Origin of the sequence: Citrobacter sp. BDA59-3 (assembly GCF_015167655.1) — a bacterium.
Classification (GTDB): Bacteria; Pseudomonadota; Gammaproteobacteria; order Enterobacterales; family Enterobacteriaceae; genus Phytobacter; species Phytobacter diazotrophicus.
The window spans coordinates 395,958-421,268 of sequence record NZ_CP063427.1 but is presented as its reverse complement, the minus strand read 5'-3'; the positions used below and the strand labels follow the sequence as shown (position 1 = coordinate 421,268).

At 53.6% G+C, this 25,311-nt stretch carries 19 protein-coding genes, 1 tRNA gene and 1 pseudogene; 11 read left to right on the top strand and 10 right to left on the bottom strand.

All coding sequences use genetic code 11. From position 1 onward, the window contains the following. Positions 1-7: 7 nt before the first annotated feature. Positions 8-472, bottom strand: coding sequence for an FxsA family protein (locus IP582_RS01960; protein ID WP_039077848.1), 465 nt, complete (start codon positions 470-472; stop codon positions 8-10). 337 nt (positions 473-809) lie between these two features. Here IP582_RS01960 and aspA point away from each other — a divergent pair, with 337 nt between their 5' ends. The 5 genes from aspA (at position 810) to IP582_RS01935 (ending at position 6,369) form a co-directional block, all read left to right on the top strand. Continuing rightward, positions 810-2,246 carry an aspartate ammonia-lyase gene (gene aspA / locus IP582_RS01955; protein WP_193794929.1) on the top strand — a complete coding sequence of 479 codons (1,437 nt, stop codon included), beginning with the start codon at positions 810-812 and terminating at the stop codon, positions 2,244-2,246. 101 nt (positions 2,247-2,347) lie between these two features. After that, on the top strand, positions 2,348-3,649 hold the full coding sequence (locus IP582_RS01950) for an anaerobic C4-dicarboxylate transporter (protein WP_193794928.1): 1,302 nt from the start codon (positions 2,348-2,350) through the stop codon (positions 3,647-3,649). Positions 3,650-3,730: 81 nt separating this feature from the next. Continuing rightward, a complete protein-coding gene (gene cutA / locus IP582_RS01945; RefSeq protein ID WP_039077851.1) occupies positions 3,731-4,054 on the top strand; it encodes a divalent cation tolerance protein CutA in 324 nt (107 codons plus the stop codon). Beyond that, positions 4,030-5,745, top strand: a complete 1,716-nt coding sequence (locus IP582_RS01940) for a protein-disulfide reductase DsbD (protein ID WP_193794927.1) — start codon at positions 4,030-4,032, stop codon at positions 5,743-5,745. The genes cutA and IP582_RS01940 overlap by 25 nt, the downstream gene beginning before the upstream one ends. Positions 5,746-5,793: 48 nt before the next feature. Further along, positions 5,794-6,369 carry a transcriptional regulator gene (locus tag IP582_RS01935; RefSeq protein WP_039077853.1) on the top strand — a complete coding sequence of 192 codons (576 nt, stop codon included), beginning with the start codon at positions 5,794-5,796 and terminating at the stop codon, positions 6,367-6,369. Here the strand turns inward: IP582_RS01935 and IP582_RS01930 are convergent, their stop codons facing one another. Together IP582_RS01930 and IP582_RS01925 are read right to left on the bottom strand one after the other, a co-directional pair. Continuing rightward, on the bottom strand, positions 6,370-6,966 hold the full coding sequence (locus tag IP582_RS01930) for a LysE family translocator (RefSeq protein WP_193796168.1): 597 nt from the start codon (positions 6,964-6,966) through the stop codon (positions 6,370-6,372). A 44-nt stretch (positions 6,967-7,010) separates the two neighbouring features. Then, complete coding sequence (locus tag IP582_RS01925) at positions 7,011-7,856, bottom strand: AraC family transcriptional regulator (RefSeq protein ID WP_193794926.1); 846 nt, start codon at positions 7,854-7,856, stop codon at positions 7,011-7,013. Positions 7,857-8,038: 182 nt separating this feature from the next. Here IP582_RS01925 and IP582_RS01920 point away from each other — a divergent pair. Continuing rightward, a tRNA-Phe gene (locus IP582_RS01920) sits at positions 8,039-8,114 on the top strand. A 632-nt stretch (positions 8,115-8,746) separates the two neighbouring features. Then, positions 8,747-9,703, top strand: a complete 957-nt coding sequence (locus tag IP582_RS01915; protein WP_193794925.1) for a nickel/cobalt transporter — start codon at positions 8,747-8,749, stop codon at positions 9,701-9,703. 35 nt (positions 9,704-9,738) lie between these two features. On the opposite strand, the gene proP is transcribed toward IP582_RS01915, so the two are convergent. Then, positions 9,739-11,241, bottom strand: a complete 1,503-nt coding sequence (gene proP, locus IP582_RS01910; RefSeq protein WP_193794924.1) for a glycine betaine/L-proline transporter ProP — start codon at positions 11,239-11,241, stop codon at positions 9,739-9,741. Between the two features lie 684 nt (positions 11,242-11,925). On the opposite strand from proP, the gene kdgT reads away from it, so the two are divergent. Next, positions 11,926-12,924, top strand: coding sequence for a 2-keto-3-deoxygluconate transporter (gene kdgT, locus IP582_RS01905; protein ID WP_132439768.1), 999 nt, complete (start codon positions 11,926-11,928; stop codon positions 12,922-12,924). A gap of 101 nt (positions 12,925-13,025) precedes the next feature. Here the strand turns inward: kdgT and IP582_RS01900 are convergent, their stop codons facing one another. Both IP582_RS01900 and crfC read right to left on the bottom strand, forming a co-directional pair. Further along, positions 13,026-13,904: a diguanylate cyclase regulator RdcB family protein gene (locus IP582_RS01900; protein WP_039077859.1), complete on the bottom strand. Its 879-nt coding sequence runs from the start codon at positions 13,902-13,904 to the stop codon at positions 13,026-13,028. Between the two features lie 2 nt (positions 13,905-13,906). After that, positions 13,907-16,252: a clamp-binding protein CrfC gene (crfC, locus tag IP582_RS01895; RefSeq protein WP_193794923.1), complete on the bottom strand. Its 2,346-nt coding sequence runs from the start codon at positions 16,250-16,252 to the stop codon at positions 13,907-13,909. A 611-nt stretch (positions 16,253-16,863) separates the two neighbouring features. Between crfC and IP582_RS01890 the strand changes: the two genes are divergently transcribed. Further along, complete coding sequence (locus tag IP582_RS01890; RefSeq protein WP_039077861.1) at positions 16,864-17,199, top strand: zinc ribbon domain-containing protein YjdM; 336 nt, start codon at positions 16,864-16,866, stop codon at positions 17,197-17,199. Between the two features lie 23 nt (positions 17,200-17,222). On the opposite strand, the gene yjdP is transcribed toward IP582_RS01890, so the two are convergent. The 3 genes from yjdP to IP582_RS01875 form a co-directional block, all read right to left on the bottom strand. After that, complete coding sequence (gene yjdP / locus IP582_RS01885) at positions 17,223-17,543, bottom strand: DDRRRQL repeat protein YjdP (protein WP_039077862.1); 321 nt, start codon at positions 17,541-17,543, stop codon at positions 17,223-17,225. A gap of 91 nt (positions 17,544-17,634) precedes the next feature. Beyond that, positions 17,635-19,950: a hypothetical protein gene (locus IP582_RS01880; RefSeq protein WP_193794922.1), complete on the bottom strand. Its 2,316-nt coding sequence runs from the start codon at positions 19,948-19,950 to the stop codon at positions 17,635-17,637. A gap of 1 nt (position 19,951) precedes the next feature. Continuing rightward, a complete protein-coding gene (locus IP582_RS01875) occupies positions 19,952-21,796 on the bottom strand; it encodes an ATP-binding protein (protein WP_193794921.1) in 1,845 nt (614 codons plus the stop codon). Positions 21,797-22,115: 319 nt separating this feature from the next. On the opposite strand from IP582_RS01875, the gene IP582_RS01870 reads away from it, so the two are divergent. Together IP582_RS01870 and IP582_RS25240 are read left to right on the top strand one after the other, a co-directional pair. Next, positions 22,116-22,361: a hypothetical protein gene (locus IP582_RS01870; protein WP_193794920.1), complete on the top strand. Its 246-nt coding sequence runs from the start codon at positions 22,116-22,118 to the stop codon at positions 22,359-22,361. Beyond that, positions 22,339-22,667, top strand: a pseudogene (locus IP582_RS25240) (low molecular weight protein tyrosine phosphatase family protein). Before IP582_RS01870 ends, IP582_RS25240 begins: the two are co-directional and overlap by 23 nt. Positions 22,668-22,697: 30 nt before the next feature. On the opposite strand, the gene IP582_RS01855 reads toward IP582_RS25240, so the two are convergent. Beyond that, complete coding sequence (locus IP582_RS01855) at positions 22,698-25,262, bottom strand: ATP-binding protein (RefSeq protein ID WP_193794918.1); 2,565 nt, start codon at positions 25,260-25,262, stop codon at positions 22,698-22,700. Positions 25,263-25,311: the final 49 nt, after the last annotated feature.

Sequence of the window (25,311 nt, the reverse complement as noted above, 5' to 3'; positions counted from 1 at the left end):
AAAATGTTTAGCGATCGTCTTTGTTATCCAGGCGGTCGCGCTGATCATCTTTGCGCTGGTACTCCCCTTCAAACGTATTACCAGGCCCGGTACTAAAGCCGCCGCCCGGCATACGGGAAAAACGTAAATGCGGCATCAGCTTAAGCGTCAGATGTTTTTGTACTGGCGGTAACAGCAGCAGTAAGCCGAGGAAATCGGTAAAGAACCCCGGCAGCACCAGCAGTAAACCTGCAATAATCAGCGACACGCTTTTAATCATCTCGGCCGCCGGGCTTTCCCCTGTCGCCAGCTTTTGCTGCATCAACAGAAAGTTTTTGAAGCCCTGATTACGCACCAGAGACATCCCGATAACCGAAGTAAAAATGACCAGGATAAGCGTCATCAGCACGCCAAACACATGCGCCACCTGAATGAAAATCGATATCTCGATGTAGACGTATAAAAAAACAGCAATCAGCGGTATCCAGCGCACTGGTTTCTCCTCAGTGAACAGACGCTACTGGCGCCTGTCGGTAAATTTTTGCGATTCGCATAGTTACTGAGATGGTGACAACCGCCGGAAAATTCAATTTTCCGCGGAAACTATTTTTTCCAGCGCTGCGATAGCGGTGATTCATTTCACAGATTAATGATTCTGATAAAGCGGCTAAGATAATAAGTGATCCAGATTACGGCTTTTCGCTCGGATCAGCATATGATCGCAGATATCTGGCCGATTAAGGGGATAATCGTCGGCCCGAAATCACACATAACCACATATATACTGTGTGTTTGGTGTATTCATTCGTAGCTTGATAAAGAAGGTTCACATGTTAAACAACATTCGTATCGAAGAAGATTTGTTGGGCACAAGGGAAGTTCCAGCGGATGCCTATTATGGTGTGCATACTCTTAGAGCGATTGAGAACTTCTACATTAGTAACAGCAAAATCAGCGACATCCCGGAGTTTGTCCGGGGAATGGTAATGGTGAAAAAAGCGGCTGCTCTGGCCAACAAGGAGCTGCAAACCATTCCTAAGAGCATTGCGAACACCATCGTGGCGGCATGTGATGAAGTCCTGAATAACGGCAAATGCATGGACCAGTTCCCGGTCGACGTCTATCAGGGCGGCGCAGGGACATCAGTAAACATGAACACCAACGAAGTACTGGCCAACATCGGTCTGGAGCTCATGGGCCACCAGAAAGGCGAATACCAGTACCTCAACCCGAACGACCACGTTAACAAATGCCAGTCCACCAACGACGCCTACCCGACCGGTTTTCGTATCGCGGTGTATACCTCCATCCTCAAGCTGGTCGATGCCATCACTCAGTTAGGTGAAGGTTTTGAACACAAAGCGGATGAGTTCCGTGACATCCTGAAAATGGGCCGTACGCAGTTGCAGGACGCCGTTCCGATGACGCTGGGACAAGAGTTCCACGCCTTCAACGTACTGCTGAATGAAGAGACGAAAAACCTGCTGCGCACCTCCGAGCTGCTGCTGGAAGTGAACCTCGGCGCAACGGCTATCGGCACACGTCTGAACACCCCGGAAGGCTACCAGCAACTGGCGGTGCAAAAACTGGCGGAAGTGAGCAACCTGCCTGTAGTACCGGCAGAAGACCTGATAGAAGCGACCTCCGACTGCGGTGCTTACGTGATGGTACACAGCGCGCTGAAACGCCTGGCCGTCAAAATGTCCAAAATCTGTAATGACCTGCGGCTGCTCTCTTCGGGTCCACGTGCGGGTCTGAATGAAATCAACCTGCCGGAACTACAGGCAGGCTCGTCCATCATGCCGGCTAAAGTGAACCCGGTCGTGCCGGAAGTGGTGAACCAGGTGTGCTTCAAAGTCATCGGCAACGACACCACCGTAACCATGGCGTCCGAAGCGGGCCAGTTACAGTTGAACGTGATGGAGCCGGTGATTGGCCAGGCCATGTTTGAGTCCATCCACATTCTGACCAACGCCTGCTACAACCTGCTGGAAAAATGCGTCAGCGGTATCACGGCTAACAAGTCTGTATGTGAAGGCTATGTCTATAACTCGATTGGTATTGTGACCTACCTCAACCCGTTTATTGGCCACCATAACGGTGACATCGTCGGCAAAATCTGCGCCGAAACGGGCAAGAGTGTGCGCGAGGTCGTGCTGGAGCGCGGTCTGCTGACGGAAGCGGAGCTGGATGATATTTTCTCCGCACAGAACCTGATGCATCCGGCCTATAAGGCGAAGCGTTATACCGATGAAAGCGAACAGTAACACTGACGGCTAAAGCCACAAGGCACGTCAGCTCTGACGTGCCTTTTTTTTAGCCTGCAGTAAAAAAAATCATTCTCATTTCATCAACAAGGAAGGCAATTATGTTTGCTGCAGAACTTGTACTCGTCCTGCTTGCTATTTACCTGGGGGCCAGACTCGGCGGTATCGGCATCGGTTTTGCCGGTGGTTTCGGGGTGCTTGTACTGACACTCTTTTTTCAAATCAAACCCGGCGCTATACCCTTCGATGTAATTGAAATCATCATGGCGGTTATCGCTTCTATTGCCGCGATGCAGGTGGCAGGGGGCATGGATTACCTGGTGAGCATTGCGGAGCGTATGCTGCGCCGACATCCGAAATACATTACTTTTCTCGCCCCGCTGGTCACGTGGTTTATGACCATCCTGGCGGGTACCGGTCATACGGCGTTTTCTACGCTGCCGGTCATTACCGAAGTGGCGAAAGAGCAAGGGATTCGTCCTTCCCGCCCACTTTCCATTGCCGTCGTGGCTTCGCAAATCGCTATTACCGCCTCCCCCATCTCTGCGGCTGTCGTCTTTTTTGCCGGCATCCTGGAACCGCTCGGTGTGAGTTATCTGACGCTGCTGGCGATCTGTATTCCTGTTACGCTGATTGCCGTTATGCTGACGGCTATTGTGTGTAACTTCCTCGGCGCTGAGTTGAAAGATGATCCGGTTTACCAGGAGCGTCTGGCAAGAGGGGAAATCAAACTGCGCGGCAGCAAAGTTTTCGAGATGAAACCGCATGCCAAACGTTCCGTGCTGCTGTTCCTGGTTGGTATTATCGCCGTCATGCTGTACGCCACGGCAATCAGTCCGAACGTAGGTCTTATCACGAACCCGGTATTGCCACGTAACGAAGCGATTGTGGTGTTCATGTTAACCATCGCCACGTTGATTTGCCTGACCTGTAAAATCAACACGGGCGATATTCTCAACGCCAGCACCTTTAAATCGGGTATGAGCGCCTGTATTTGCGTCCTGGGCGTGGCGTGGCTGGGCGATACCTTTGTGAAAAACCACATTCAGGATATCCAGACTGTGGCCGGCAACCTGCTCAACAGCTACCCGTGGCTGCTGGCGGTGGTGCTGTTTTTCGCCTCTACCCTGCTTTACTCTCAGGCAGCAACCGCGAAAGCGCTGATGCCTGCGGCACTGATGCTGGGTGTCAGCCCGCTGACCGCCGTGGCATCGTTTGCTGCGGTATCCGCATTGTTTGTCCTGCCAACATACCCAACGCTGCTTGCGGCGGTGGAAATGGACGATACGGGTTCAACGCGTATCGGCAAATATGTGTTTAACCATGCCTTTTTGGTTCCGGGCGTCATCGCCATCACCCTGTGCGTGATACTCGGTTTCGTAATTGGCGGTATTCTGTTGTAAAAGTGGTTAAAAACGGGCCGCACTGCGGCCCGTTTTTCGTGTGCGTGATATAGTCCCCTTTTCGCTGCGAAGAGGTTAACGATGAACACGCCTGATACTGTTGTTGTGCTCTGTACCGCCCCGGATGAAGCGACGGCCCAGGAGCTGGCCGCCAAAGCGCTGGCCGATAAGCTGGCTGCCTGCGTGACCCTCCTTCCCGGCGCCACCTCTATGTACTACTGGGAGGGGAAGCTGGAACAGGAATATGAAGTACAGTTGTTGCTCAAAACTGACGTTGCACACCTTGAAGATCTCTTCGCCTGCATAAAATCGCATCACCCTTATCAGACCCCAGAATTACTCGCGATACCGGTTACTCACGGAGATTTTGATTACCTCTCATGGCTCAACGCATCCTTACGCTGATTCTGCTGTTATGCAGCACACCGGCCCTTGCCGGGTTATTTGACGCCCCCGGACGGTCCAGTTTTGTTCCGGCCGATCAGGCCTTTATGTTTGATTTCCAGCAACAGGAAAATGAACTCAAGCTGAACTGGCAGGTGAAAGAGGGCTATTACCTCTATCGCCAGCAAATCAAACTCACTGCGCAGCAGGCGGAGATCGCCCCGCCACAACTGCCTTTCGGCGAGCCGCATAACGATGAGTTTTATGGCAAGAGCGAGATTTATCGCCAACAGTTGCACCTGCCGGTGACCATCACCGAGGCGGCCAAAGGCGCGACCCTGACAGTGATCTACCAGGGCTGTGCGGACGCCGGGTTCTGTTACCCGCCGGAAACCAAAGTGATTCCGTTGAGTGAGGTGAAAGCCACTGCCCAATCCATCCCCCCTCGCCCCTCCGGGGAGAGGGCCGTGGTGAGGGGCAATGACGATACGGCTCCAGCCGCGCTGCCCTTCTCCGCCCTCTGGGCGCTGCTGATTGGCATTGGCGTGGCCTTCACCCCCTGCGTCTTACCGATGTACCCGCTTATCTCAGGCATCATGCTGGGGGGGAAACAACGCCTTTCAACGCCCCGCGCGCTGCTGCTGGCATTTATCTATGTGCAGGGCATGGCGCTGACCTATACCGCGCTGGGCCTGGTCGTGGCGGCGGCCGGTCTCCAGTTCCAGGCAGCACTCCAGCATCCGTATGTGCTGATTGGCCTGTCGGTGGTTTTTCTTGTGCTGGCGCTGTCGATGTTTGGCCTGTTCACCCTGCAATTGCCCTCCTCGCTGCAAACCCGCTTAACGCTGATGAGCAACCGCCAACAAGGTGGTTCCGCAGGCGGTGTGTTCGCTATGGGGGCGATTGCCGGGCTGATTTGTTCCCCTTGCACCACAGCGCCGCTGAGCGCCATCCTGCTCTATATCGCCCAAAGCGGTAATCTGTGGCTTGGCGGCGGCACGCTGTATCTGTATGCCCTGGGGATGGGATTGCCGCTGATTTTGGTTACCGTCTTCGGCAACCGCCTGCTGCCGAAAAGCGGCCCGTGGATGGCGCAGGTCAAAATCGCCTTTGGCTTTGTGATCCTGGCGTTACCCGTTTTCCTGCTTGAGCGAGTCTTGGGTGATAACTGGGGTTTACGCTTATGGTCGCTGCTCGGCGTCGCCTTTTTTGCCTGGGCCTTTATTGCCAGCCTCGGCGCAACCCGCCCGGTGATGCGCATTGTGCAAATCGTCCTGTTAGGTGCGGCGCTGGTTTGCGCTCGTCCCTTGCAGGACTGGGCCTTTGGTCAGCCAGCGGCGCAAAACCAGGCGCATCTGTCATTTACTACCATCAAAACCGTGGATGACCTTAATCAGGCGCTTGCACAGGCCAAAGGTCGCCCGGTGATGCTGGATCTTTACGCCGACTGGTGCGTGGCGTGCAAAGAGTTTGAGAAGTACACCTTTAGCGATACGCGGGTTCAGGCAGCATTAAAAAATTCCGTGTTATTACAGGCGGATGTCACAGCCAATAACGCACATGATCAAGCGCTGCTGCACCATTTACAGGTTCTGGGCTTACCCACCATTGTGTTTTTTGATGCGCAAGGCCACGAGCAACCGGCACAGCGGGTCACGGGGTTTATGGATGCGCCTGCCTTTACGGCACATTTGCGCAATCACACACCGTAAACAACACTTGGTTGGGGACGCAGGCTTCTGACAACGGAGGAACTTACCGTGCAACGTGAAGATGTTTTAAGTCAGACACTTCAATTATTTGAATTAAGAGGGATTGCTGACACCACGCCGGAAATGGTCGCGGAGCGCATTGACTACCCGTTAGAGGAGTTTTTGCGTTTCTGGCCTGATAAAGAAGCGCTGTTTTACGATGCGCTACGCTATCTCAGCCAGCAGGTTGATATCTGGCGCAGGCAGTTATTACTCGATGAAGAGCTGACAAAAGAGCAAAAATTGCTGGCGCGTTATGGGGCGTTGACGGATTGCGTTAGTAACAATCGCTATCCGGGCTGCCTGTTTATCGCCGCCTGCACCTTTTACCCCGACCCGGACCATCCGATACACCAACTGGCGGATCAGCAAAAGCAGGCGGCCTTCGACTTCACCCATGACCTGTTAACCCAACTGGAAGTGGACGACCCGACAATGGTCGCGAAACAGATGGAGCTGGTGCTGGAGGGTTGTCTAAGCAGGATGCTGGTCAATCGCAGCCAGACCGACGTCGATACCGCCCGACAGCTCGCAGAAGATATTCTTCGTTTTGCATGTTGTCGCACGGGCGGTGCATTGACCTGATCAGTGCATAAACCCGGCCCAGGCGGAAATCAGCAGGCAGAGCGCCATCGCCCGTTGAAACCAAATCAGCGATGCCGCACTGCGAAAGAGCCGGTTTACCGCTTTGCCCAGTAGTGTCCACGCGCCCAGGCAGAGTACCGAAATGAGCAGGAAGCTCAGTGACAAAAATGACACTTCGCGCACGGGATGCGCGCCGTTCGGGGCAAACAGACTGACCACGGCCAGCGCCATCATCCAGGTTTTGGGATTAATTAGCTGTAACATGGCCGCCGCTTTGCCGCTAAAGGGTTCACCACTCTTCTCGTTCAGATCCGCTGCCGGGGCGCTAAAGAGCTGCCAGCTCATCCAGCTTAGCCACAATGCACCGGCCCAACTCATCCCCTCACGAAGCAACGGATACCCTCGCAGTATCTCTCCTGCCCCCGCCCCGGAGATAAACACAATAAGGCTTGCTGCCACACATGCCCCGAGCACCGCAGGTAGCGTGGCTCTGATGCCATAGCGTTGACTGCTGGCAAGGATCAGAATATTGGTCGGGCCGGGCGTTATCGACGCCACAAAGGCAAACAACATAAATGGCAGGTAGCTGTAGAGCATGTTCACAGTCGGGACTCCTTATTCTCCGTCCTGTGACTTTGGCGTTATTTACGGATGTCGTCTGGAAGATTTGTGCAAAGTTTCCGGTAGTGGGCTGGCGATAGCCGATATGCCCGCTGGAACCAGCGTCCCAGATGGCTTTGATCGGCAAAGCCCAGCGCAGCCGCCACGTCCGCCGGTTGTTCGCCGCGCGCCAGCTTGCTTCGGGCATTGGCCAGCCGCAGTTGAATAAGCCAGGCATGGGGGGAGAGATGAAATTCGCGCTTAAAACAACGGGTCAGGGTAAACCGGTCGGTACCCGTTTCGCGGGCCAGATCGGACAGGCCGATGTTTTCCCCCATATGGGCATGCAAATAGTCCCGTGCGCGATGAGCCACCGCTGCGCTTTGCAGATGCGACGGCAGGCGCTTGCGCCACTGGCTGTGCCGGGTAAGCTGCCCGAGCAGATCATCCATGGTGCTTTGCTGCACAATGCGCATCTCTTCGCTGTGTAGTGAATGAAAGGTCCGGGCGATCGCGCCAGCAAGCAGTGGCTCGCGCGCCATCGTGCGGGAAAAATGCAGCGAATAACTGGAAGGGACGGACTCGTACAAACCCCGGAGGGTGGAACTGAGCCACGCTTCATCGAGGTAGAATGTCAGGTAGGTGAAACCGCCTTCAACCGGCGCGTCACCATCGTGAATTTCACCAGGCTCGAGTAAGAAGGCATCTCCCGGCGTACTGCGATGACGTTCACGGCGGCAATGAAATTCCTGCGTTCCGCTGAGGGTGATACCCACCAGATAGCTGTCGTGCCAGTGCGGATCATACGCATGGCCTTCAAAGTGGGCGCGAATTGTTTCGATGCCAGTGTCCGCATGTTGCCGCAGTTCCAGCCAGTTATTAGCCATATTGCCTCCGAAATCCCCGGGAACAGCATTACTCTCCCGTGCGGAAAAAATCTGGAAGATTTGTGCAATACGCCGTTTTGTGGCGCAGAATCACTCAGACTGCCGCAAACTTGAGCAACTGAACAGCATTTTTTGAAATAGAGTTGACGCATTACATTGATTAGGGTTTAATGCGCCCCGTTGCCCGGATAGCTCAGTCGGTAGAGCAGGGGATTGAAAATCCCCGTGTCCTTGGTTCGATTCCGAGTCCGGGCACCACTTATTCAGAGAACCCAGCCTATGGCTGGGTTTTTGCTTTTCTGCAACCGGACTCTCCATCGAACTCCGTTCGATTATTCGCCGCAAGCGGCTCACCCCTACGGGGCCAGCGCGACGCGCGCGCTGTTCAACGCCTCCGGCGTTAGTCCGAGTCCGGGCACCACTTATTCAGAGAACCCAGCCTATGGCTGGGTTTTTGCTTTTCTACGACCGGACTCTTCATCGAACTCCGTTCGATTATTCGCCGCAAGCGGCTCACCCCTACGGAGCCAGCGCGACGCGCGCGCTGTTCAACGCCTCCGGCGTTAGTCCGGGTCCGGGCACCACTTATTCAGAGAACCCAGCCTATGGCTGGGTTTTTGCTTTTCTGCAACCGGACTCTCCATCGAACTCCGTTCGTTTTGTAGATACGGTGAATGTCTTCCACCTTTTTTAGCCACGGCTGACTCGTTTTCCTGCATGACAACCACAGCGACAACTTTATAACCCGCTGGCACAGAGCGTGTATTTCGCCATGAACGTAAGGTGAACGGAACTCACCTCCCGAGCCGCATATTTCCCCTCCCCTGGCTGGAGCTCCCCACAAGCAGCACCTATACTGCGGTCATGCTTTAACCATTCCCCTAAAGCTTATGACAACCCAAACGCTTACCCGTCAATGGCGTCTGCCTGGCGCTATCGTAGCAGTGATGTTATTGCTGGCCGCCGCTTTCGCGCTGCATGCGCACTGGAATGCCTTTATCCAGTGGTGCCTGGCAACCCAGATTACATTGCACCGTTATCTGGTGATGTACCTGCTGCAACTGAATAACCATCAGTATGCCGGGGGGCTGTGGCTACTGACCGGTTCGTTCTTTTATGGCGTGTTACATGCGGTTGGGCCGGGTCACGGAAAATTTATCGTCACAACCTATCTCAGCGCCAACCAGGAGAGCCAAACCGCCGCCCGCGTCATCCCGTTTCTTGGCAGCCTGATGCAAGGGGTGAGCGCCATTCTTTTTGTCTTTATCCTCGCGGTAGGTTTTAACCTCGCCTCTGGCGATCTCAGTGAGAGCCGCTGGTACGTTGAGAAAATCAGCGCGTTTATGGTGGGTGGGTTTGGCGTCTGGCTCATCGTCAAAGCGATAAAAACCATCAAACCGCAAAAAATGAAAATCACTGCCATGAGGCCTCTGTCTCACCGGCATTCTGACGACTGCGGCTGCGGAAACCACGGTGTGGGAATCAGTACGCAGGGCGACTGGAAAACACGTCTGGGCGTCATACTCGCCATTGGCGCACGCCCCTGCAGCGGCGCAATCATGATTTTGCTCTTTTCTAACGCGCTGGGCATTGTGAGTTGGGGGATCGCAGCCGTAATGACAATGGCATCCGGTACCGCATTGTCGATCATGGGTCTGTCACTCGCAGTGCGTTATGCCCGCAACCGCACGGCTGCCTTTTTTGGTGACGAGAGCGGCAGCATGCCATGGCTGGTACCGGCACTGAATATCGTCGGTGGCCTGGCGCTGATTTTGTTCGCCGTGGTGTTGTTCTTAACCGTCGTTCCGGTCAGTCCTGGCGGTGATTATATTGCGGCGGGCTGCTGATAAAAAAGCCCGGTACGTGAACCGGGCTTTGTCTGTTACTCGTTAATCCTTGGGTGCTGGTCGACAAGGCGTGAGCGTTTCGCCTGTAGCTCAGCAATTTCCGCATCGATGTCTTCGATTTTCTGTTCAATATTATCGTGATGCTCGCGCAGGATCTCTTTTGCCTCCTGGATATCGGAGGCCGCAGGCGTCGCACCTTTTAATGGGCGGTTCGCCGTCTCCTTCATCGTAAGCCCAGTGATCAGGCCTATCACCGCAACAACCATCAAATAATAAGCTGGCATCATCAGGTTCTGAGTACTTTCAACCAGCCAGGCGGCCAGTGTCGGGGTCAGGCCAGCCACCAGCACCGAAATGTTAAAGGCACTCGCCAGTGCGCTATAACGAATGTGCGTCGGGAACATTGCCGGCAAGGTCGATGCCATCACGCCAATGAAACAGTTGAGAATCACGGCCAGCATCAGCAATCCCGCGAAAATCAGCCCCGTCACGTTGCTGTTGATCAAGATAAATGCCGGAATGGACAGCGCAAACAGCGCCACACTCCCCAGAATAATAAAGGGACGGCGGCCAAAACGGTCGCTGAGTAAGCCCATCACAGGCTGAACAAATAGCATACCGACCATAATCGCGATAATAATCAGCACGCCGTGGTCTTCTGAATAGTTCAGGTTATGCGACAGATAGCTCGGCATGTACGTCAACAACATGTAATAGGTGACGTTGGTCGCAATCACCATACCGATACAGATCAGCAAACTACGCCAGTGCTTTGTCGCAATCTCTTTGAAGGAGACTTTCGGGCCGTTTTGCAGCCCTTCGCGATCGCCCTGCTCCAGTTTATCCACGTGCTGCTGGAACGCCGGAGTCTCTTCCAGCGCATGGCGCAAATAGAGACCGATTATCCCCAGTGGCAACGCCAGGAAGAAGGGAATACGCCAGCCCCAACTGAGGAAGTTTTCTTCACCGACGACGGTGGAGATAAGCACAACGACGCCCGCACCGATAACGAAGCCCGCTATCGAACCAAAATCAAGCCAACTGCCCAGAAAACCGCGTCGACGGTCCGGGGAGTATTCCGCTACGAAAATTGATGCACCGGTGTATTCCCCGCCTACTGAAAACCCCTGTGCCATTTTGCACAGCAAGAGCAGGACAGGCGCCCAAATACCAATAGAGGCATACGAGGGAATAAGCCCAATACAGAATGTACTGACGGACATAATCACAATGGTGATAGCGAGGATTTTCTGCCGCCCATATTTATCGCCGAGCATCCCGAAAAACAAACCACCCAGCGGGCGAATCAGGAACGGAACGGAGAAGGTCGCCAGCGCGGCAATCATTTGCACACTGGGGTTGGCCTCAGGAAAAAACACTTTACCCAGTGCGTAAGCTACGAACCCATATACGCCAAAATCAAACCATTCCATCGCGTTACCGAGTGAAGCGGCAGTTATTGCTTTTCGCAACTTACCGTCATCAATGATGGTTACATCGCGCAGCGTAATAGGTTTAACTTTCTTCCTTTTTAACATGATGTCCTCTTTTGACTTTCGCCCTGAACCGCGCATTTGATATGCCATACCAGCATTGCGCGTATTAAGCCGTTCATACCGACTTACCTTGTTCAAGCGTAGCAGGTTTACTTACACTGGCTGGTTACAGCCTGTACAACCGAACCTGTTGACGCCTGGCAGGGCGTTGTTTAACCGCCTTTTACCCTAACAGGGTTTAAAAACGTGATCAACTTCACACAAAATATCCCTGTGATTACGCCCACAATTCTGGCAATCCCCTCCTCTTTCTGCCGGAACTGCGTTTTACTTAACGAGAAAAAACGTTTTTAACTTATAGAATACCCGCAGTTGCTATTTACACTGATATGCCATACCCCCCGTGATTATTATTCTGCTAGCTGTATCCATTCACCTTTTTACAGAAACTATGTAACGCAAAGTTATTTAATTGTTCACATATAAATCTTTACACGGAATATGTGATGAAGATAACTAAAACACTGTTTTATTTTCATTGAATCAATATTCCAATGATCGCATCATACGTCCAGACACAAAACAGACAAGGATAGCGAGGGTGCTCCCCGGAAAGGAATAACAGCTCCGGACATTGAACAAATTCAAACCAGGAAGGTTTAACTCATTGAATAGTATGTTTTTATTTTCTCGATCATTGCACATGATGAGATATGAGGATTCATAATGAAAATCAAAGCCACCATTGAACGCATCCCCGGTGGGATGATGTTAATACCTTTGCTGCTTGGGGCAATTTTAAATACGCTGGCACCTAATACAGGCGCTTATTTCGGTTCTTTCACCAAGGGCATGATCACAGGTACGGTACCTATTCTTGCCGTTTGGTTTTTCTGTATTGGTGCGTCAATTGATTTACGCGCCACCGGGACCGTCTTACGCAAATCCGGCACGCTGGTACTGACAAAAATCGCCGTTGCCTGGGTAGTGGCAATGATCGCCGCCACCTTTATCCCGGAAGGCGGTATTCAGACCGGTTTCTTCGCCGGTATCTCCGTGTTGGCTATCGTTTCCGCGATGGACATGACCAACGGCGGCCTGTATGCCAGCCTGATGAACCAGTACGGCACCAAAGAAGAATCGGGCGCATTCGTGCTGATGTCACTGGAATCCGGCCCACTGATGACCATGGTCATTCTGGGATCTGCGGGCCTGGCATCCTTCGAACCGCACCACTTTATCGGAGCTGTACTGCCGTTCCTGATTGGCTTTACGCTGGGCAACCTCGACCACGATCTGCGCGCGTTCTTTAGTAAAGCCACACCGGTACTGATCCCGTTCTTCGGCTTCGCGCTGGGTAATACCATCAACCTGAAAGTGATCCTTGATACCGGTCTGCTGGGTATCGTCCTGGGTATCGCGGTTATCATCATCACCGGTATTCCACTGATTATTGCCGATAAAGTCATTGGTGGCGGTAACGGTACGGCAGGTGTCGCCGCCTCATCGGCAGCCGGGGCTGCGGTAGCAAACCCGGTGATCATTGCGCAAATCAACCCGGCGTTTGAACCGGTAGCCGCCTCCGCAACGGCGCTGGTGGCAGCAAGCGTGATTGTAACGGCGATTCTGGTGCCCATCATCACCGCACTGTACGCCAGACGGTTTGGCGAAGTGCCTGAGACGACCAAAACGGCAGACAATCCCGCCGCATCGCTCAATCATTAAAAAAAGCCCCCGACGTGACACGCCGGGGGCTTCTCTTTGCCTGTTTATCGCTATGTCCTGCAATTAGCCATCAACATTGGTTAATTGCAGGACACACCTTTTTACTCACCGAAAATCTCATCCACCATGGCAGTGGCTAAGCGCGATGCCGAACAGAGCCTTGGCATACCTAACGCGACTGTCTGCCAGCTTTGGGTCACCGACCAGCAAATAGGGTGACGATCCGCATCGCACCAGTCACCAAGCCAGCCCAGCAGATCTTTATAATCCATCAGGCCCGGTGTCGCAGGCGTTGTCAGCCACTGGTGATAAAAATGGCGAGTGGCAGGCGCAGCATTAATACCCTGCGCCAGAAAATCAGAGGCCATCGCACGCAGGTTATCTTTCAGCATGGAAGCCACCTCGCTACTCGCCAGGCGGCAGGCATCGCCAAAAGCGCCCCAGCGTAACTCTTCCAGCGCAACATAGCAGCGCCCCGCCATCGACCAGCCGTTATAATTCCCGGCCCGCCAGCGGGTAAAAATTTGTTCGCTGTGATTTCCCGCCTGTACCGTTAAGCCACGCTGGCCGAGCGCTTTCTCTTTCCAGCTCGCTCGCTGGCTAAAGTGCTCAATTAACTCATCATATTGCTGCTGGTTGCCCGGTGTGTTGGCGGGACGGCGCTGCTCAGCCTGCTGTAATGAGACCAGACGCTGGGTGATACGCGTCAGCGCAAGATGACCGGGGTCGAGCATACTGGCGAGCTTTTCCGCAAGCCCCAGACGCAACGAGTCATTCTCATTTAAGACACCGGACATGGCCCACGGGCGCAGTTGGGTCTGCGCCATCACTTCCTGGGTCAGTCTTTCACGAAACAACTGCTGTTGGGGCACAATCTGACTCTGGCGAGGCGCATCGGCACCCTGCACTAAATCCACAATGAACTTCGGATGAATGCACTCAAGCGTTCGCCCAGGCCCTTCCAGTAGTCGATTTTTCATAATTACTCTGCTGCGAATAGTGTTTGGATATCATCGCGTAAAAGACGTGCATCTTCCTGAATCCAGTTAGCTGTTTTGATGCAGTGTCGCAGGTGCTGCCGCAATGCTAACACTGACGATTCGTTTTGCTGACGAATCGCCAAACTGTCACGCAAACTATCTTGTAGCCCCGCCAGGCTCAGCGAGAACTCAGCAAAGAACGTCGCCATTCCCGCCGTAACAGAAACATCGACCTGCGCAGCCAAAGCTTTACGAATTTGTTCACAAAAATGAGCAACATGCTGGACGAGCTTGGTATGTAATGACGCCACATCAATGACGTAGCGTGTGCGGGTCACGACGTAATCATCCCATCCCCAGCTCGGATTATTTAACCAACGAGAAACCGTTTCCCGTACGCTTCCGCTACGCGGCGCCTGCCCTGCCGGGGTGTCTTCCGGCGCGATCGCGTTGGTAAAAAGCTGGCGGGTATTAAAATTGAGTGCGCTTGCCTGGAATGCGGGGAAACTGATACGCGCCCGGAAACCCGCGTGGCTGAGCTCTTCTTTAATACGCATCTCGATCGGGCGCATCGCATCATTGAGAGAGCGGGTCAGGGTATTTTCCAGTTGGTCAAAACGCATCGCCAGTTCACGGCCGATCTTCTCCTGTGCGGTGACAAAAATCGCTTCGCAGGAGGAGCGCATTTTGCTCAGCACAATCTGCGCCTGCCCTTCATCTTCCAGCACCAGTTGGCCTGGCGAAACTCCCGCCTCAAGACGCAGGTCGGCCTGACTTTCGTTGGCCATTTCCATGATCCTGCCATCACTAAACCAGGCGTTAATAGCCCCAACGATTTCCACTTGTTGGCTATTAATGAAGAGGTCCGCCGCCGCCAGCGCTTCATCCACCTCATGATCAATCTCATCGCTGACGCGCTCCTGACAGCTTTTCAGTAGCGTCATATCTTCTTCAAGGCGGCTGATATTGTGCTCAAGGTTCTCAAACGCGACCGTCAGCCCTTGATAGCGGAAATCAAGGTATTCCCGGGCGCTCTGTGCGTAGTTAAGCAACTTATGCGACGCCGAACGCAGGGCATACAGCGACGCGTTGGCGTGCGCAGCATGCAGCAGCTTGCGAATAGGTTGCTCAAACAGCGAATCTTCCCACAACAGATCGGCGGCGTGATGGATATGTTCAACATCATCCAGGTCAGCCATTCTCCAGCGTCGGCCCAGCGCCGCTTCGGCAAAGTCCTGCACCCAACGCTGCTCTTGCGGGTCGGGTAATTTCCCATGTTGTTTGATTTCATGGCGAGCGCGGTTTGCCAGATAGCCCCACATCGAGGAGACGGGGAAAATCTGCGTCGGATTAATGTAGCCTTTCATTAATGTCCCGGCGATCAGCGCCCGCACCTGTTCTTCGTCATCGCTGTTACGGTCTTTCTGATCGAATTTATTAACCAGCGCATACAGCGGAACGGAGCGCCCAACGGCGGAAATCGCGTGGCGCACCTCTTCATCAGAGATCGACTTAAGCTGGGTGTAATCCATCACCGCCAGTACCGCAGACGCTCGCGCCAGTTGTTCATTGAGCATCTTGTGCAGATGCGGCTGTCCCGCTTCGTTTGGCCCAGGGGTGTCGAGCAGCGTCAACTGGCCCAAATCATTTTCAAGTCCCGCCAGGTGAACAAACTCAACTTCAATAACCGGGATATTCTCTATGGAGGCGTAAGCGGAGAAAGGAAAATCAACATCCAGCGCTTTCGACAGGCGCACCAGATCGTTAAGGCTCTTTAAACAATGGAAAATGGGCTGCGCGCCCAGATAATGTTTGTCAAACGCATCCCCTTGTGCGATGCGTTCGAGCAGGGCACTCATGTCTTTATCGATTTCGAGTTTTTGCGCCAGCTTTTCACGGTCATAGGTATAAAGCCGCATCTGGAGTTGCTGGGTCAACGTATCGATTGGCCCAACATGGGCGAAATGCAGTACAGGCTCTTTCTGGCCCGGCGTGTGGCGGATTAATGTCGGCAGCGCCGTCATCGGACGGTTGCGATTAGGCAAAACCTCAGTGCCCACAATCGCGTTGATCGTGGTCGATTTACCCGCTTTCATCGTCCCGACAATCGCTAACACCATCTCCAGGCGGGTGATTTTCCGTAATTCGTTGTGCAGAGTGGCTTGCTGCGTCTCGATGCCGCGAGCACTAAAATGTAATGGCAGTACATTTGCGTTATCTGCTTTGCCGGAAGCCGCCTCATCAAGCGTTGCAATCGGCAGGGCTTTGAGCGCCTGCAGATTCTGCAAGGAGAGCTGTAACAATCTCTCTGCTTCCTGGCTTAATTCGAAAATTGTCTGTGTGTGCATGATAAAAGTCTTTCCTTAACGCAAATTTCTTACTTTTATTAAGCCGTGATGTTTTATTTGTGAAGTTTCGGCTTTTATAATTACGTGTGGAAAATATCTTATAGAAGATAAATGCCTGATGGGAATCAGGAAAAATGCATTTTCTCGGTAGAGACTGACAGAGCACGCAGTCCCGGACATAAAATGGCTGGGAGATAGAGAGCGTAGCTCATTTTCAAGAACGACCAGGATATATCGTCATTTATTTACCCCCCCAATTTGCGAGGTAATTAACTGTCTTCGGTAGAAGACCCTGCTGATATGACAGTATGCTAATTATTAACACCGGTTGCGTCACCTCACCTTATCTGAATTGGCAATGGGTAGCAATTTCCCGTCGAAAATATTCTAAATATCATACATAAGGGTTTACCCCTAATCAGATGGGCTTAGCATCGCTTAAGCTAATGACAGGGTATGTCACTTCTATCACCTTTTTTATCTTTTTCTGAAAAAAAGAATAGCAACAGTAATTATACGGACATGCTGTATAATCGCGGACTTTTCTGGCATAAACCGCCTTTTTCGCTGGCCTGTTTCCAGCATCATACGTACTTTTTGAGGATACCCCCATGCAACTGCCAAACTGCCCGAAATGCAATTCCGAATACGCTTATGAAGATAATGGCATGTTCATCTGCCCGGAATGCGCCCATGAATGGAATGACAACGAAGCTGCTGCCGAAAGCGATGAACTGATTGTCAAAGATGCCAACGGCAATTTACTGGCCGATGGCGACAGCGTCACTGTCATTAAGGATCTGAAAGTAAAAGGGAGTTCTTCCATGCTGAAAATCGGCACGAAAGTGAAGAATATCCGTCTGGTCGAAGGCGATCATAACATTGACTGCAAAATTGACGGATTTGGCCCAATGAAATTGAAATCCGAGTTCGTTAAAAAGAACTGATAGCCCTCTTTCGCGCCTGCGAATTAGAACTCATCTTCCAGTCGGCGCTCTTCGTCGTCCAGTTGGCGACGCTCCTGATCGAGCTGGCGCTGCCGGTCATCTAACTGGCGGCGTCGGTCTTCAAGCTGTCTGCGCCGGTCTTCATAGCGTCTGCTCTGCTCGTCGCTTCGACGGCGATCGTCATCATACTGCCGATCATCGTCATCGCGGCTATCGCTGGGGTGATACGCATCATTAATTGCCCGCTGAATATTGCCGATGGCGTCATCGACAATATCAGCACGGGCGATTTGGCTGGTAAGAGAGAGTGCGCTGATAAACAGCAGGGTTGCGTAACGTTTCATAAAGCCAGTCTCAACAGTGGGCTGGCTTTACGTTAATCAAGCGCTGTTCTCACGAGTAGCGGAGGAATCTCAAACTACGCCGGGTAACAGTTTACAAACCGTAGCGGTCAATAATCTGCCGGTGACGCTGTTCATCCAGCCCGCCTTTAATAGCAACGCCAAGCCAGTGCACCGGATGCGGCCAGTCCCGTGTGAGCGTGAGCAACATACTGTCCACTTCCTGCGGCAGCATCGATAGCGGCGTAGCCAGATTAAAGTACACGCCAGGCAGCGGCTCTTGAGGATTTTCGCGGTCGATTATTTCATAATCGCCTTCGCTACTCACCCATACTTGCCCACCCAACTCGCGCACTTTATTCTCAAACTGACCAAACAGCTCCTCGCCCGGATAAACGCCATCAACAAACCATGATGGGGCATACTCACCCTCTTCAATGATTTCGACAGCGTCATAAAGACCGATAAAATACTCCCGCTCGGCTTCATCTTCCGGAGGGGTATTGAGCAGTTCGACATCAAATACTACGCTGTCGCCTAAATGCTGCTGCGCTTTCGGCCAGGCTGGCTGGAAGACTCTGGCCGTCGCAGGCCCGGTACGCTGAGCAAGGTAGTAAACGTAGTCGTGCTCTTCCCGGAAACGTAGCCGTACCGCTCCCCAGTTTTCTTCAATGGGGCCATCTTCGCTGTCGAATTTCATCCCCAGCTTCGTTCCGGCCTCGCGCACCAGCGCCCACTCCTGCTGAATACTCGCCGCGGTGATCAGATCCCACAGAACATTGTTTGTCTCTTGTTCTTGTTCCTCAAGCATCGCAATAGCGCGCTGAAGACGTGGGATAGCCCGCTCGCTGGCGCGCAGTTTCATTGCCGCGCGGCTCGCCATTAACAGCGGTGCGATCTTAGTGCTGCCTTCTGGCGTCGCGAGCATCGACTCACTCAGGGATTCCAGCGCTGCCCAATCCTCATTGCCAAAGGCTACCTGCATTTCGAACCAGTACGCGACATGGGGGAGCGTCTCGTGATAGTCCTTAGCGAGGGTTAAAACCTCATCGAACCGCCGCGTACGCAACAGCACACCCAGCAACTCGAACAGAAGAGGAGATTCAGTGTGTGGATGGCGTGACCGCCAGGTTTGCAGCAGCGCGATGGCTTCATCAGCAGCATGGCACGCCTCCAGAGCGGATGACGCCAGCGCAACCAGTTGTTCATTATCAGGCAACTGCATGGCCGCCAGTTTCAGCCACTCCGCTTCCTGTTCAGGGTCACGCGCCTCATTTTGTTTGCTGCGCTCGTCAAGCCAGTCATACAGCTCATGGGCAGGAACCGGGAGCAGCACCTCTTTTTCCATGCCAGCAATCTCACGTTCAAGATCGGCCAGAACGCGGTCAGCCCCCATCTGTTTACGTAAACGCGGCAAACAGGCTTTTGCCTGACCTAACGCCCGGCGGGCAATCCAGGTCGCATTGCGCGCCAGCGCCAGACGAATATGTACAATTGCGGTATCTATTGCAGCCCGCCAGGCCTGCCGGGCGATACGCTGTTCAAGGATTTGCTGTAATGAGACGCCCGTCTGCCAGTTGTTGTAAGAGGCATCGTGGCGGCAAAGCTGGTCAATGATCCTCACCCAGCGGACGACGCCGCGCGTTTGCAGTTGCTTCCAGTGGATAAGGCTATTGCAGGCATCATCCAGCCGCCCCATACAGGCATAGGCCTCAGCGCGGATCATCATTCGGGTAAGCCGTATCTGTTCGGCGCTGCCTTCCAGTTCTTCCGGTTCGCAGAGGGGTTCAATCACCGCCAGCGCTTCTTCATAGCGCCCCAAATAGATCAATGCTTCGGCTTCGTTTTCCAGCAGGCCAGTGACATCAGGTTCCCCTGCATCACGCACTTTCTTTATCTGCCCCCGAATGTAATCCAGCGCCTGCTGCTTCTCGCCTTTATCGACCATGGCACAGAATTGCTCGTCCGATAAGCACTGGAAGCAGCTCCATAACGGCGTAATCCGCGCCATCGTTTCCTGACACACGGCAATACGTTCATCCGCCCAGCCCGGACCGTCGATATTGCCGTAGCAATCGCTGAGATCCTGCGTCACGCAAACGGATTGCGGGCAATCAATCGCATCCGGCTGATGGGCACGCTCAAAGAAGGTCACCGCATCCCCCAGCGCTGTCTCGCCTTCGCCCATTCCCAGCCGGTGGCGCATCTCCCAGTGACCGATAAAGACCTCAAGCCAGGGATTGCCGGCCGTTTTCTTAAATGATCGCGCTTCCGGCAGTAACGCTTCGCTCACATCGGGCTTAACGTCACAAATGGCGTTAATCAATTTATTCAAATGATCGGTAATATAGGGTTGGCCTGCAGCGTGAAGATCCCTTTCATATTGGTTATACCATTGCCATATATCCATTTTATTGCTCCCCTTTATTTGCAAGAAATTGCGTCATTATTATCTGGTTAATATTATCCAGCGCCTGATGAAAATCATTGGGTCCCGAACGTTGTAATTGAAAAGATAAGATGACCTTCATGCTTTTCAATAACTGACAGGCAACGTCAGTGTTTTTCCCGTTTTGCCAGGAAGCAGAAAGCGCCTTGATGGCCGGATTATTAAAATTAATATAGAGCTGTTTATCGGACTGTTCGCTGATCCGTTGAGTAAACTGCCGTGCCAGCATCAGCGCCGCAGTACTCATACGTCGGTCGGCGTCATCCTGTTCCAGCCGCTGTTTTAATTCCACTTCGCGATTCGGTACCACCACAAAGGGGAGCACCGCGGGCTCAAATCGTGAAATAACGCTCTCTTCATCATCGGCCAGTTGTTCACGCCACCACTGCTCTTCCTGTTGGCTAATTTCATGGCAGGAGAACAAAGACTGGTTGCCGCCCGTGGTGCCAATTTCAATTAACCGCGCTGAATAGAGCGTGGCCCAACGGCGAAGAAACGGTATAACGGCATAACGATGCCCCAGCGCGACGGGGCGCCCGGAGAGGCGAAATAGCATCTCTTCGAAAGAACTCTCTTCTCCCGGCATCACCAGTAGCGTATTTTGCTGGCGCAGACTGCGAACCGGAATCTCGCCTTTCGAGGTCGGAATGAGCAAATCATCTTTGAGCAGATCAAACAGCCTTTCGTCGCAGATCGCTGCACCTAACAGCGCTTCATTATGACGAAGCAGCACACGCCGCCAGATAGCCGGCTGGTTTTTCGCCAGTTCACCCAGCCCTTTAATTAACCCTTCGGCTAATGCATGCTGGGTTGCGAAATAGGCGTCATCACGTTGTAAATCTTCCCGATTCGCCGTGGGTGTCAGGACGTTGGACTCCACGACGCCGCCAACAAAACCGGCCCACAGTGGCAGCAGGTCGTGTGCCTGATCGTCGAGCAGCATGCCACGCAAAAAGAGCGACAAATTACGGTTATCGCTGGTGCCATAAGTCGCGCCATCCTGGATCCAGAGAATGCCGACCACATCGCTTTTGCCAGAAGGGGTGATATCGATGGTGCAAATAGGGGTAAAAGTGCGTTCAAACCGGCTGGCAAATTCAATGTTCTGCTTCTGCCGAAGCCCCGGATGGAGTACGACTGCCGGGTCGGAGTCACGGCGCCAGGGTGGCGAAAGATGGTTGACCGCCGTCTCCGATTGCCCCACAAACAGCGGTTCACGCATCAACACGCAGTAGCGGCCAAGCAGCGTTTCCAGCAGCGGATTATCCGCCAGGTAGCTGAACTCATCTTTAAGGTTGAGAGTGACCGTAAAGCCAGGCTCCCTGGGCAGGGCAGATTCGATGCGATACGTCTCGCCGTTATCGGAACGATAAACCCAACCTTCCTGCGGCGTTTTCCAGGACGTGGTATGGACAACAACCTGTTGTGCCAGCACGAAAGAAGATAAGAAACCCAGACCGAACATACCGATGAGGCCGGTATCATCATCCTCCTGGCGCAATTGCCGCGTATAGCCGATGCCGACCGTTGCCAGGAATTCATGGATTTCTTGTTTTGTCAGGCCCGCACCCGAGTCATAAATGGTAATCGTTTTATTCTGCGGGTTGCCGGTAACCCGAATTTCAGGCGTGAAGGAAGAATCAACCTCCTCCAGCCTGCGCCGGACTATCGCATCATGCGCATTCTGTACAAGCTCACGCAACGCAACCATGGGCGTGGAGTAAAGATGTTTACTTAACACCTGCATAAGGCCATGCAGATTTACCGCTGTATCATGCTGCTCAATAGCGACGATCTTATTATCCATAATTTTTTCAGATCTCTGATTTTTCAATTACATTGCAAACAGGTAAGTATAGGTGCAGCTACAAAAAAATCGCGGCTACATATTATTATTTTCAGCCAGGAAGAATAAATCGATAAAATCTTAAAGGATATTGATTAATAGAATATGAATTATTTCGACTGATACTTTTCCCTGTTATGTGACGCAACATATTTGAGTAAAATGACAAGTTCATTAATTGCTATCGCGCGCCATAACGAAATGGAATAGAATTTCGCTGTTTGCTCTCTCCGTATTATCGCGGCTGCTGAACCCGATCAATCGAAGAAGAGAAAAAGCAATGGAAACACCCCGTAGCCGGGACTGGCGCCGTGCCCAAAAGCGGCGCAATAAATCCCGTGATGTTCACACCGCGCTTTTACGTTTTCGTGGCGAAAAAAACTGGAAGATGCTGTATCTGCGTTCTGAAAAAGTAGCGCGGGCCGCACAACTGGGGATTGAGTATCCACGCGTACCCCGTCAACAAAGGGCGAGGCGCGGCCTGGAAGAGTATCTGTTTGCCAATGAACGTCCTTTTCATATGTAGTCGTAATCAATGGCGCAGCCCCACGGCGGAACAGGTGTTCCGCCGTTATCCCGGGCTTAACGTCCGTTCTGCCGGGACCAGTCGTAATACCAAAAAACGGTCTGTGCCGAAGGGTTGCAGTGGGCAGATGTTATCTGTGTGATGGAGCAGAAACATAAAAACCGCTTAATGGCCGACTATCGTCGTATCATCGACAATAAACCGCTTCACGTTCTCGATATCCCCGATGACTACCGCTACATGGACCCTGCGTTGATCGCGCTGCTCGAAGAGATAGTTCCCCCGATACTTGGCCTCGCCACATAGTCCCAGTGTTCAGGGGCGCGTCAATGGCCGCTACGCCGCAATCCGTCGCAGCGCCTGTGCCAGTTGCACGCGGGTAAAGGGTTTTCGCAACAGTTCAACATCCGGTAGCGCAGGGTTATGCGCCGGGCGTAAATCCTGTCCGCTAATCAGTAACAGCGGCAAATGCGGGTAGTGCTGACGGGCGAAATTAATCACTTCCGCGCCACTCATCTGCCCCGGCAGCATCAGGTCGCTAATCAGCATGCCGATATCCTCCGATGCCGCCAGCAGCGCCATCGCCTGTTCACCGCACTCCGCCTCCAGCGTTAAATACCCTAACCCATGTAACTGTTCGCAGAGGGTTTGTCGTACATCCGCTTCATCCTCCAGCACCAGGATTAACTTATCAGTACGGTCAGCTTCCTGTGCGGGCGCCTGCTCGACCGGGCTGATGACCTGTACCGACGCGCGTGGAAGTTGTAAACGTACCGTGGTTCCCTGGCCTGGCGCACTATCAATAGCCACCCGTCCACCGGACTGGCGCACAAAGCCGTAAACCATCGACAGCCCCAGGCCGCTGCCGCTGCCGGTCTGCTTGGTGGTGAAGAACGGCTCGAAGACGCGGGCCTTCACCTCCCCGGACATGCCGCAACCTCTGTCGATCACTTCCAGTACCACCATATCCTGTCTGCGTCCGTCGCTGCGCGTCACACGCTGGTTCCATGTACGGATCTTGATTGTCCCTTTCTGCCCTTCCATCGCATCCCGCGCGTTCATTACCAGATTGATGATGGCGTTTTCCAGTTGGCCAACATCAATCCATGCAGGCCAGGCCGGTTGCTGAGCCTCAATCTCCAGCGTCAACGTGGCAGGAAGAGAATGACGCATCAGCTCGCTTAAGTTCTCCAGCAGCGGCTGCATCTCCACTGCATGAGGGTGCAGAGATTGCTTACGCGAGAAGGCCAGCAAACGCTGGGTCAGCATCGCCCCACGCTCAGCCGCTTTTAGCGCACGGGAGATACGCGGGGCATCCGGCGATTGCGGGTTCACCAGTTCCAGGCTACCGATAATGACCGCCAGTAAGTTATTGAAATCGTGTGCCAGCCCGCCGGTAAGCTGACCGACGGCTTTCATTTTCTGGCTGTGCAACAGCGCCTCTTCCAGGCCCTTACGTTCCGTTCGGTCCAGCACGACATTGACCATTCCGCGCCCCGGTACCGGGCTAAATCGCAGCTCAATAGTGCGGTTATCCGCCAGACGAAGCTCCTGCGGTTTTGGCATGGGTCGCGCGAGGTTCTCCTGCACATGGTCCGGCAGCTCACTCACCTGACGCAGCAGGCTCTGATAGTGCTGCCCGCGTTGCAGCGCCTCGGCAGAGAGGCCAAGCAGCAACGGATACTGCGGGTTCCACACCACCAGGCAGCCCTGGCTGTCGAACAGCGCAAAGCCGTCACGCATGGCATGGAAGGTGGTCTCCAGTTGGGTGCTTTTCTCTTTGAGCAACTTAGAGGTGTGCTCAAGCGAGGCGGTATTGCGGGCGAAGACGTTAAAGGCGCGCGCCAGTTCGCCCAGTTCATCGCGCCGTTGCAGCGCTGGTACAGGAACATCCGGCTCACCGCGCGCCAGACGAGACATCGCACGGGAAATCGCCGTTAAATTCGACCCCAGATTGCGGTAGATATACCAGCCAGCAAACCCGGTAATCACCAGCGCCAGCAGGGCAAAGGCGCTGATAAAAATAATGATCGAGCGCATTTCACTGTGACTTTGCGCGGTCCGTTGCTCAGAAGCCTGCGCCACCTGGGCAACGTACTGATTGATATCGGTATTGAGAATGGCGACCAGCGCTTTGATATGAAACATAAACCAGCTTATCGCCAGATCGCTCTCATCCAGTTGCGCCGCCAGCGGGCCGAGCTTTGCCAGCTCATCGTTGAAATCCTGCAAAATGCCATTCACCACCGGGCTGTCGGTGCGCTCTGGCAACTGTGCGCGGATCTCCATCAGTTGCTGGATCGTCGGGCGCGGCGAGGGGGTACGGATGGCAGCGGCCAGTAGCCTGTCCATTTCGCCCAGTAAACGGGGATCGCCAATCGCAATGCCATCGCGCTGGTTAAACGCCTGCAAATGGCGCAGATAACTTTGGTTCTGATACAGCGAACTGAGTAGCGCATTACGTTCAAGATGGCGGCGCTGACCACGCTCCAGCATCTGCGTCACACTCTGTTCCAGTTCATTGCTGCGCCAGGTAATGCGCTCCACCAGTTGTGGTTCCAGTTGGGCCAGCGGGGCACGGGCGAGTTGTTCCAGCGATTTTTGCAGCGCCATTTGGGTCGCCTTAAGCCGTTCCGCTTCGCTCTTATATTCCAGCGCCCCGACCACCTGCGAAAGGCGCACCGCCGCCGTGGCGACATTTGCCGTATCACGCGCAAGGTTCATACTGCCGGTCATGTCATCCAGCGTCTGCTGCTGCACCTGCTCCTGGATTTGGCTGGCATGGCGAAACCCTAATACCGCAACGCCGCAAACCATCAGGGTCACGGCCATCACCAGCAGGTTGAAGAACAGTAACCGCCCGCGCGCGCTGGCGAAAAAAGAGTTGTGCCGATAGGGCATAGCGGGCTCCGTTGTCTGTGTTCCCCTCACCCTAACCCTCTCCCCGGAG

What these genes read in the sequence shown, in the direction of transcription:
- aspA (WP_193794929.1), top strand. Translation starts at nt 810, where the DNA reads ATGTTAAACAACATTCGTATCGAAGAAGATTTGTTGGGCACAAGGGAA.
- IP582_RS01950 (WP_193794928.1), top strand. Translation starts at nt 2,348, where the DNA reads ATGTTTGCTGCAGAACTTGTACTCGTCCTGCTTGCTATTTACCTGGGG.
- cutA (WP_039077851.1), top strand. Translation starts at nt 3,731, where the DNA reads ATGAACACGCCTGATACTGTTGTTGTGCTCTGTACCGCCCCGGATGAA.
- IP582_RS01940 (WP_193794927.1), top strand. Translation starts at nt 4,030, where the DNA reads ATGGCTCAACGCATCCTTACGCTGATTCTGCTGTTATGCAGCACACCG.
- IP582_RS01930 (WP_193796168.1), bottom strand. Translation starts at nt 6,966, where the DNA reads ATGCTCTACAGCTACCTGCCATTTATGTTGTTTGCCTTTGTGGCGTCG.
- IP582_RS01925 (WP_193794926.1), bottom strand. Translation starts at nt 7,856, where the DNA reads ATGGCTAATAACTGGCTGGAACTGCGGCAACATGCGGACACTGGCATC.
- IP582_RS01915 (WP_193794925.1), top strand. Translation starts at nt 8,747, where the DNA reads ATGACAACCCAAACGCTTACCCGTCAATGGCGTCTGCCTGGCGCTATC.
- proP (WP_193794924.1), bottom strand. Translation starts at nt 11,241, where the DNA reads ATGTTAAAAAGGAAGAAAGTTAAACCTATTACGCTGCGCGATGTAACC.
- kdgT (WP_132439768.1), top strand. Translation starts at nt 11,926, where the DNA reads ATGAAAATCAAAGCCACCATTGAACGCATCCCCGGTGGGATGATGTTA.
- IP582_RS01900 (WP_039077859.1), bottom strand. Translation starts at nt 13,904, where the DNA reads ATGAAAAATCGACTACTGGAAGGGCCTGGGCGAACGCTTGAGTGCATT.
- crfC (WP_193794923.1), bottom strand. Translation starts at nt 16,252, where the DNA reads ATGCACACACAGACAATTTTCGAATTAAGCCAGGAAGCAGAGAGATTG.
- IP582_RS01890 (WP_039077861.1), top strand. Translation starts at nt 16,864, where the DNA reads ATGCAACTGCCAAACTGCCCGAAATGCAATTCCGAATACGCTTATGAA.
- yjdP (WP_039077862.1), bottom strand. Translation starts at nt 17,543, where the DNA reads ATGAAACGTTACGCAACCCTGCTGTTTATCAGCGCACTCTCTCTTACC.
- IP582_RS01880 (WP_193794922.1), bottom strand. Translation starts at nt 19,950, where the DNA reads ATGGATATATGGCAATGGTATAACCAATATGAAAGGGATCTTCACGCT.
- IP582_RS01875 (WP_193794921.1), bottom strand. Translation starts at nt 21,796, where the DNA reads ATGGATAATAAGATCGTCGCTATTGAGCAGCATGATACAGCGGTAAAT.
- IP582_RS01870 (WP_193794920.1), top strand. Translation starts at nt 22,116, where the DNA reads ATGGAAACACCCCGTAGCCGGGACTGGCGCCGTGCCCAAAAGCGGCGC.
- IP582_RS01855 (WP_193794918.1), bottom strand. Translation starts at nt 25,262, where the DNA reads ATGCCCTATCGGCACAACTCTTTTTTCGCCAGCGCGCGCGGGCGGTTA.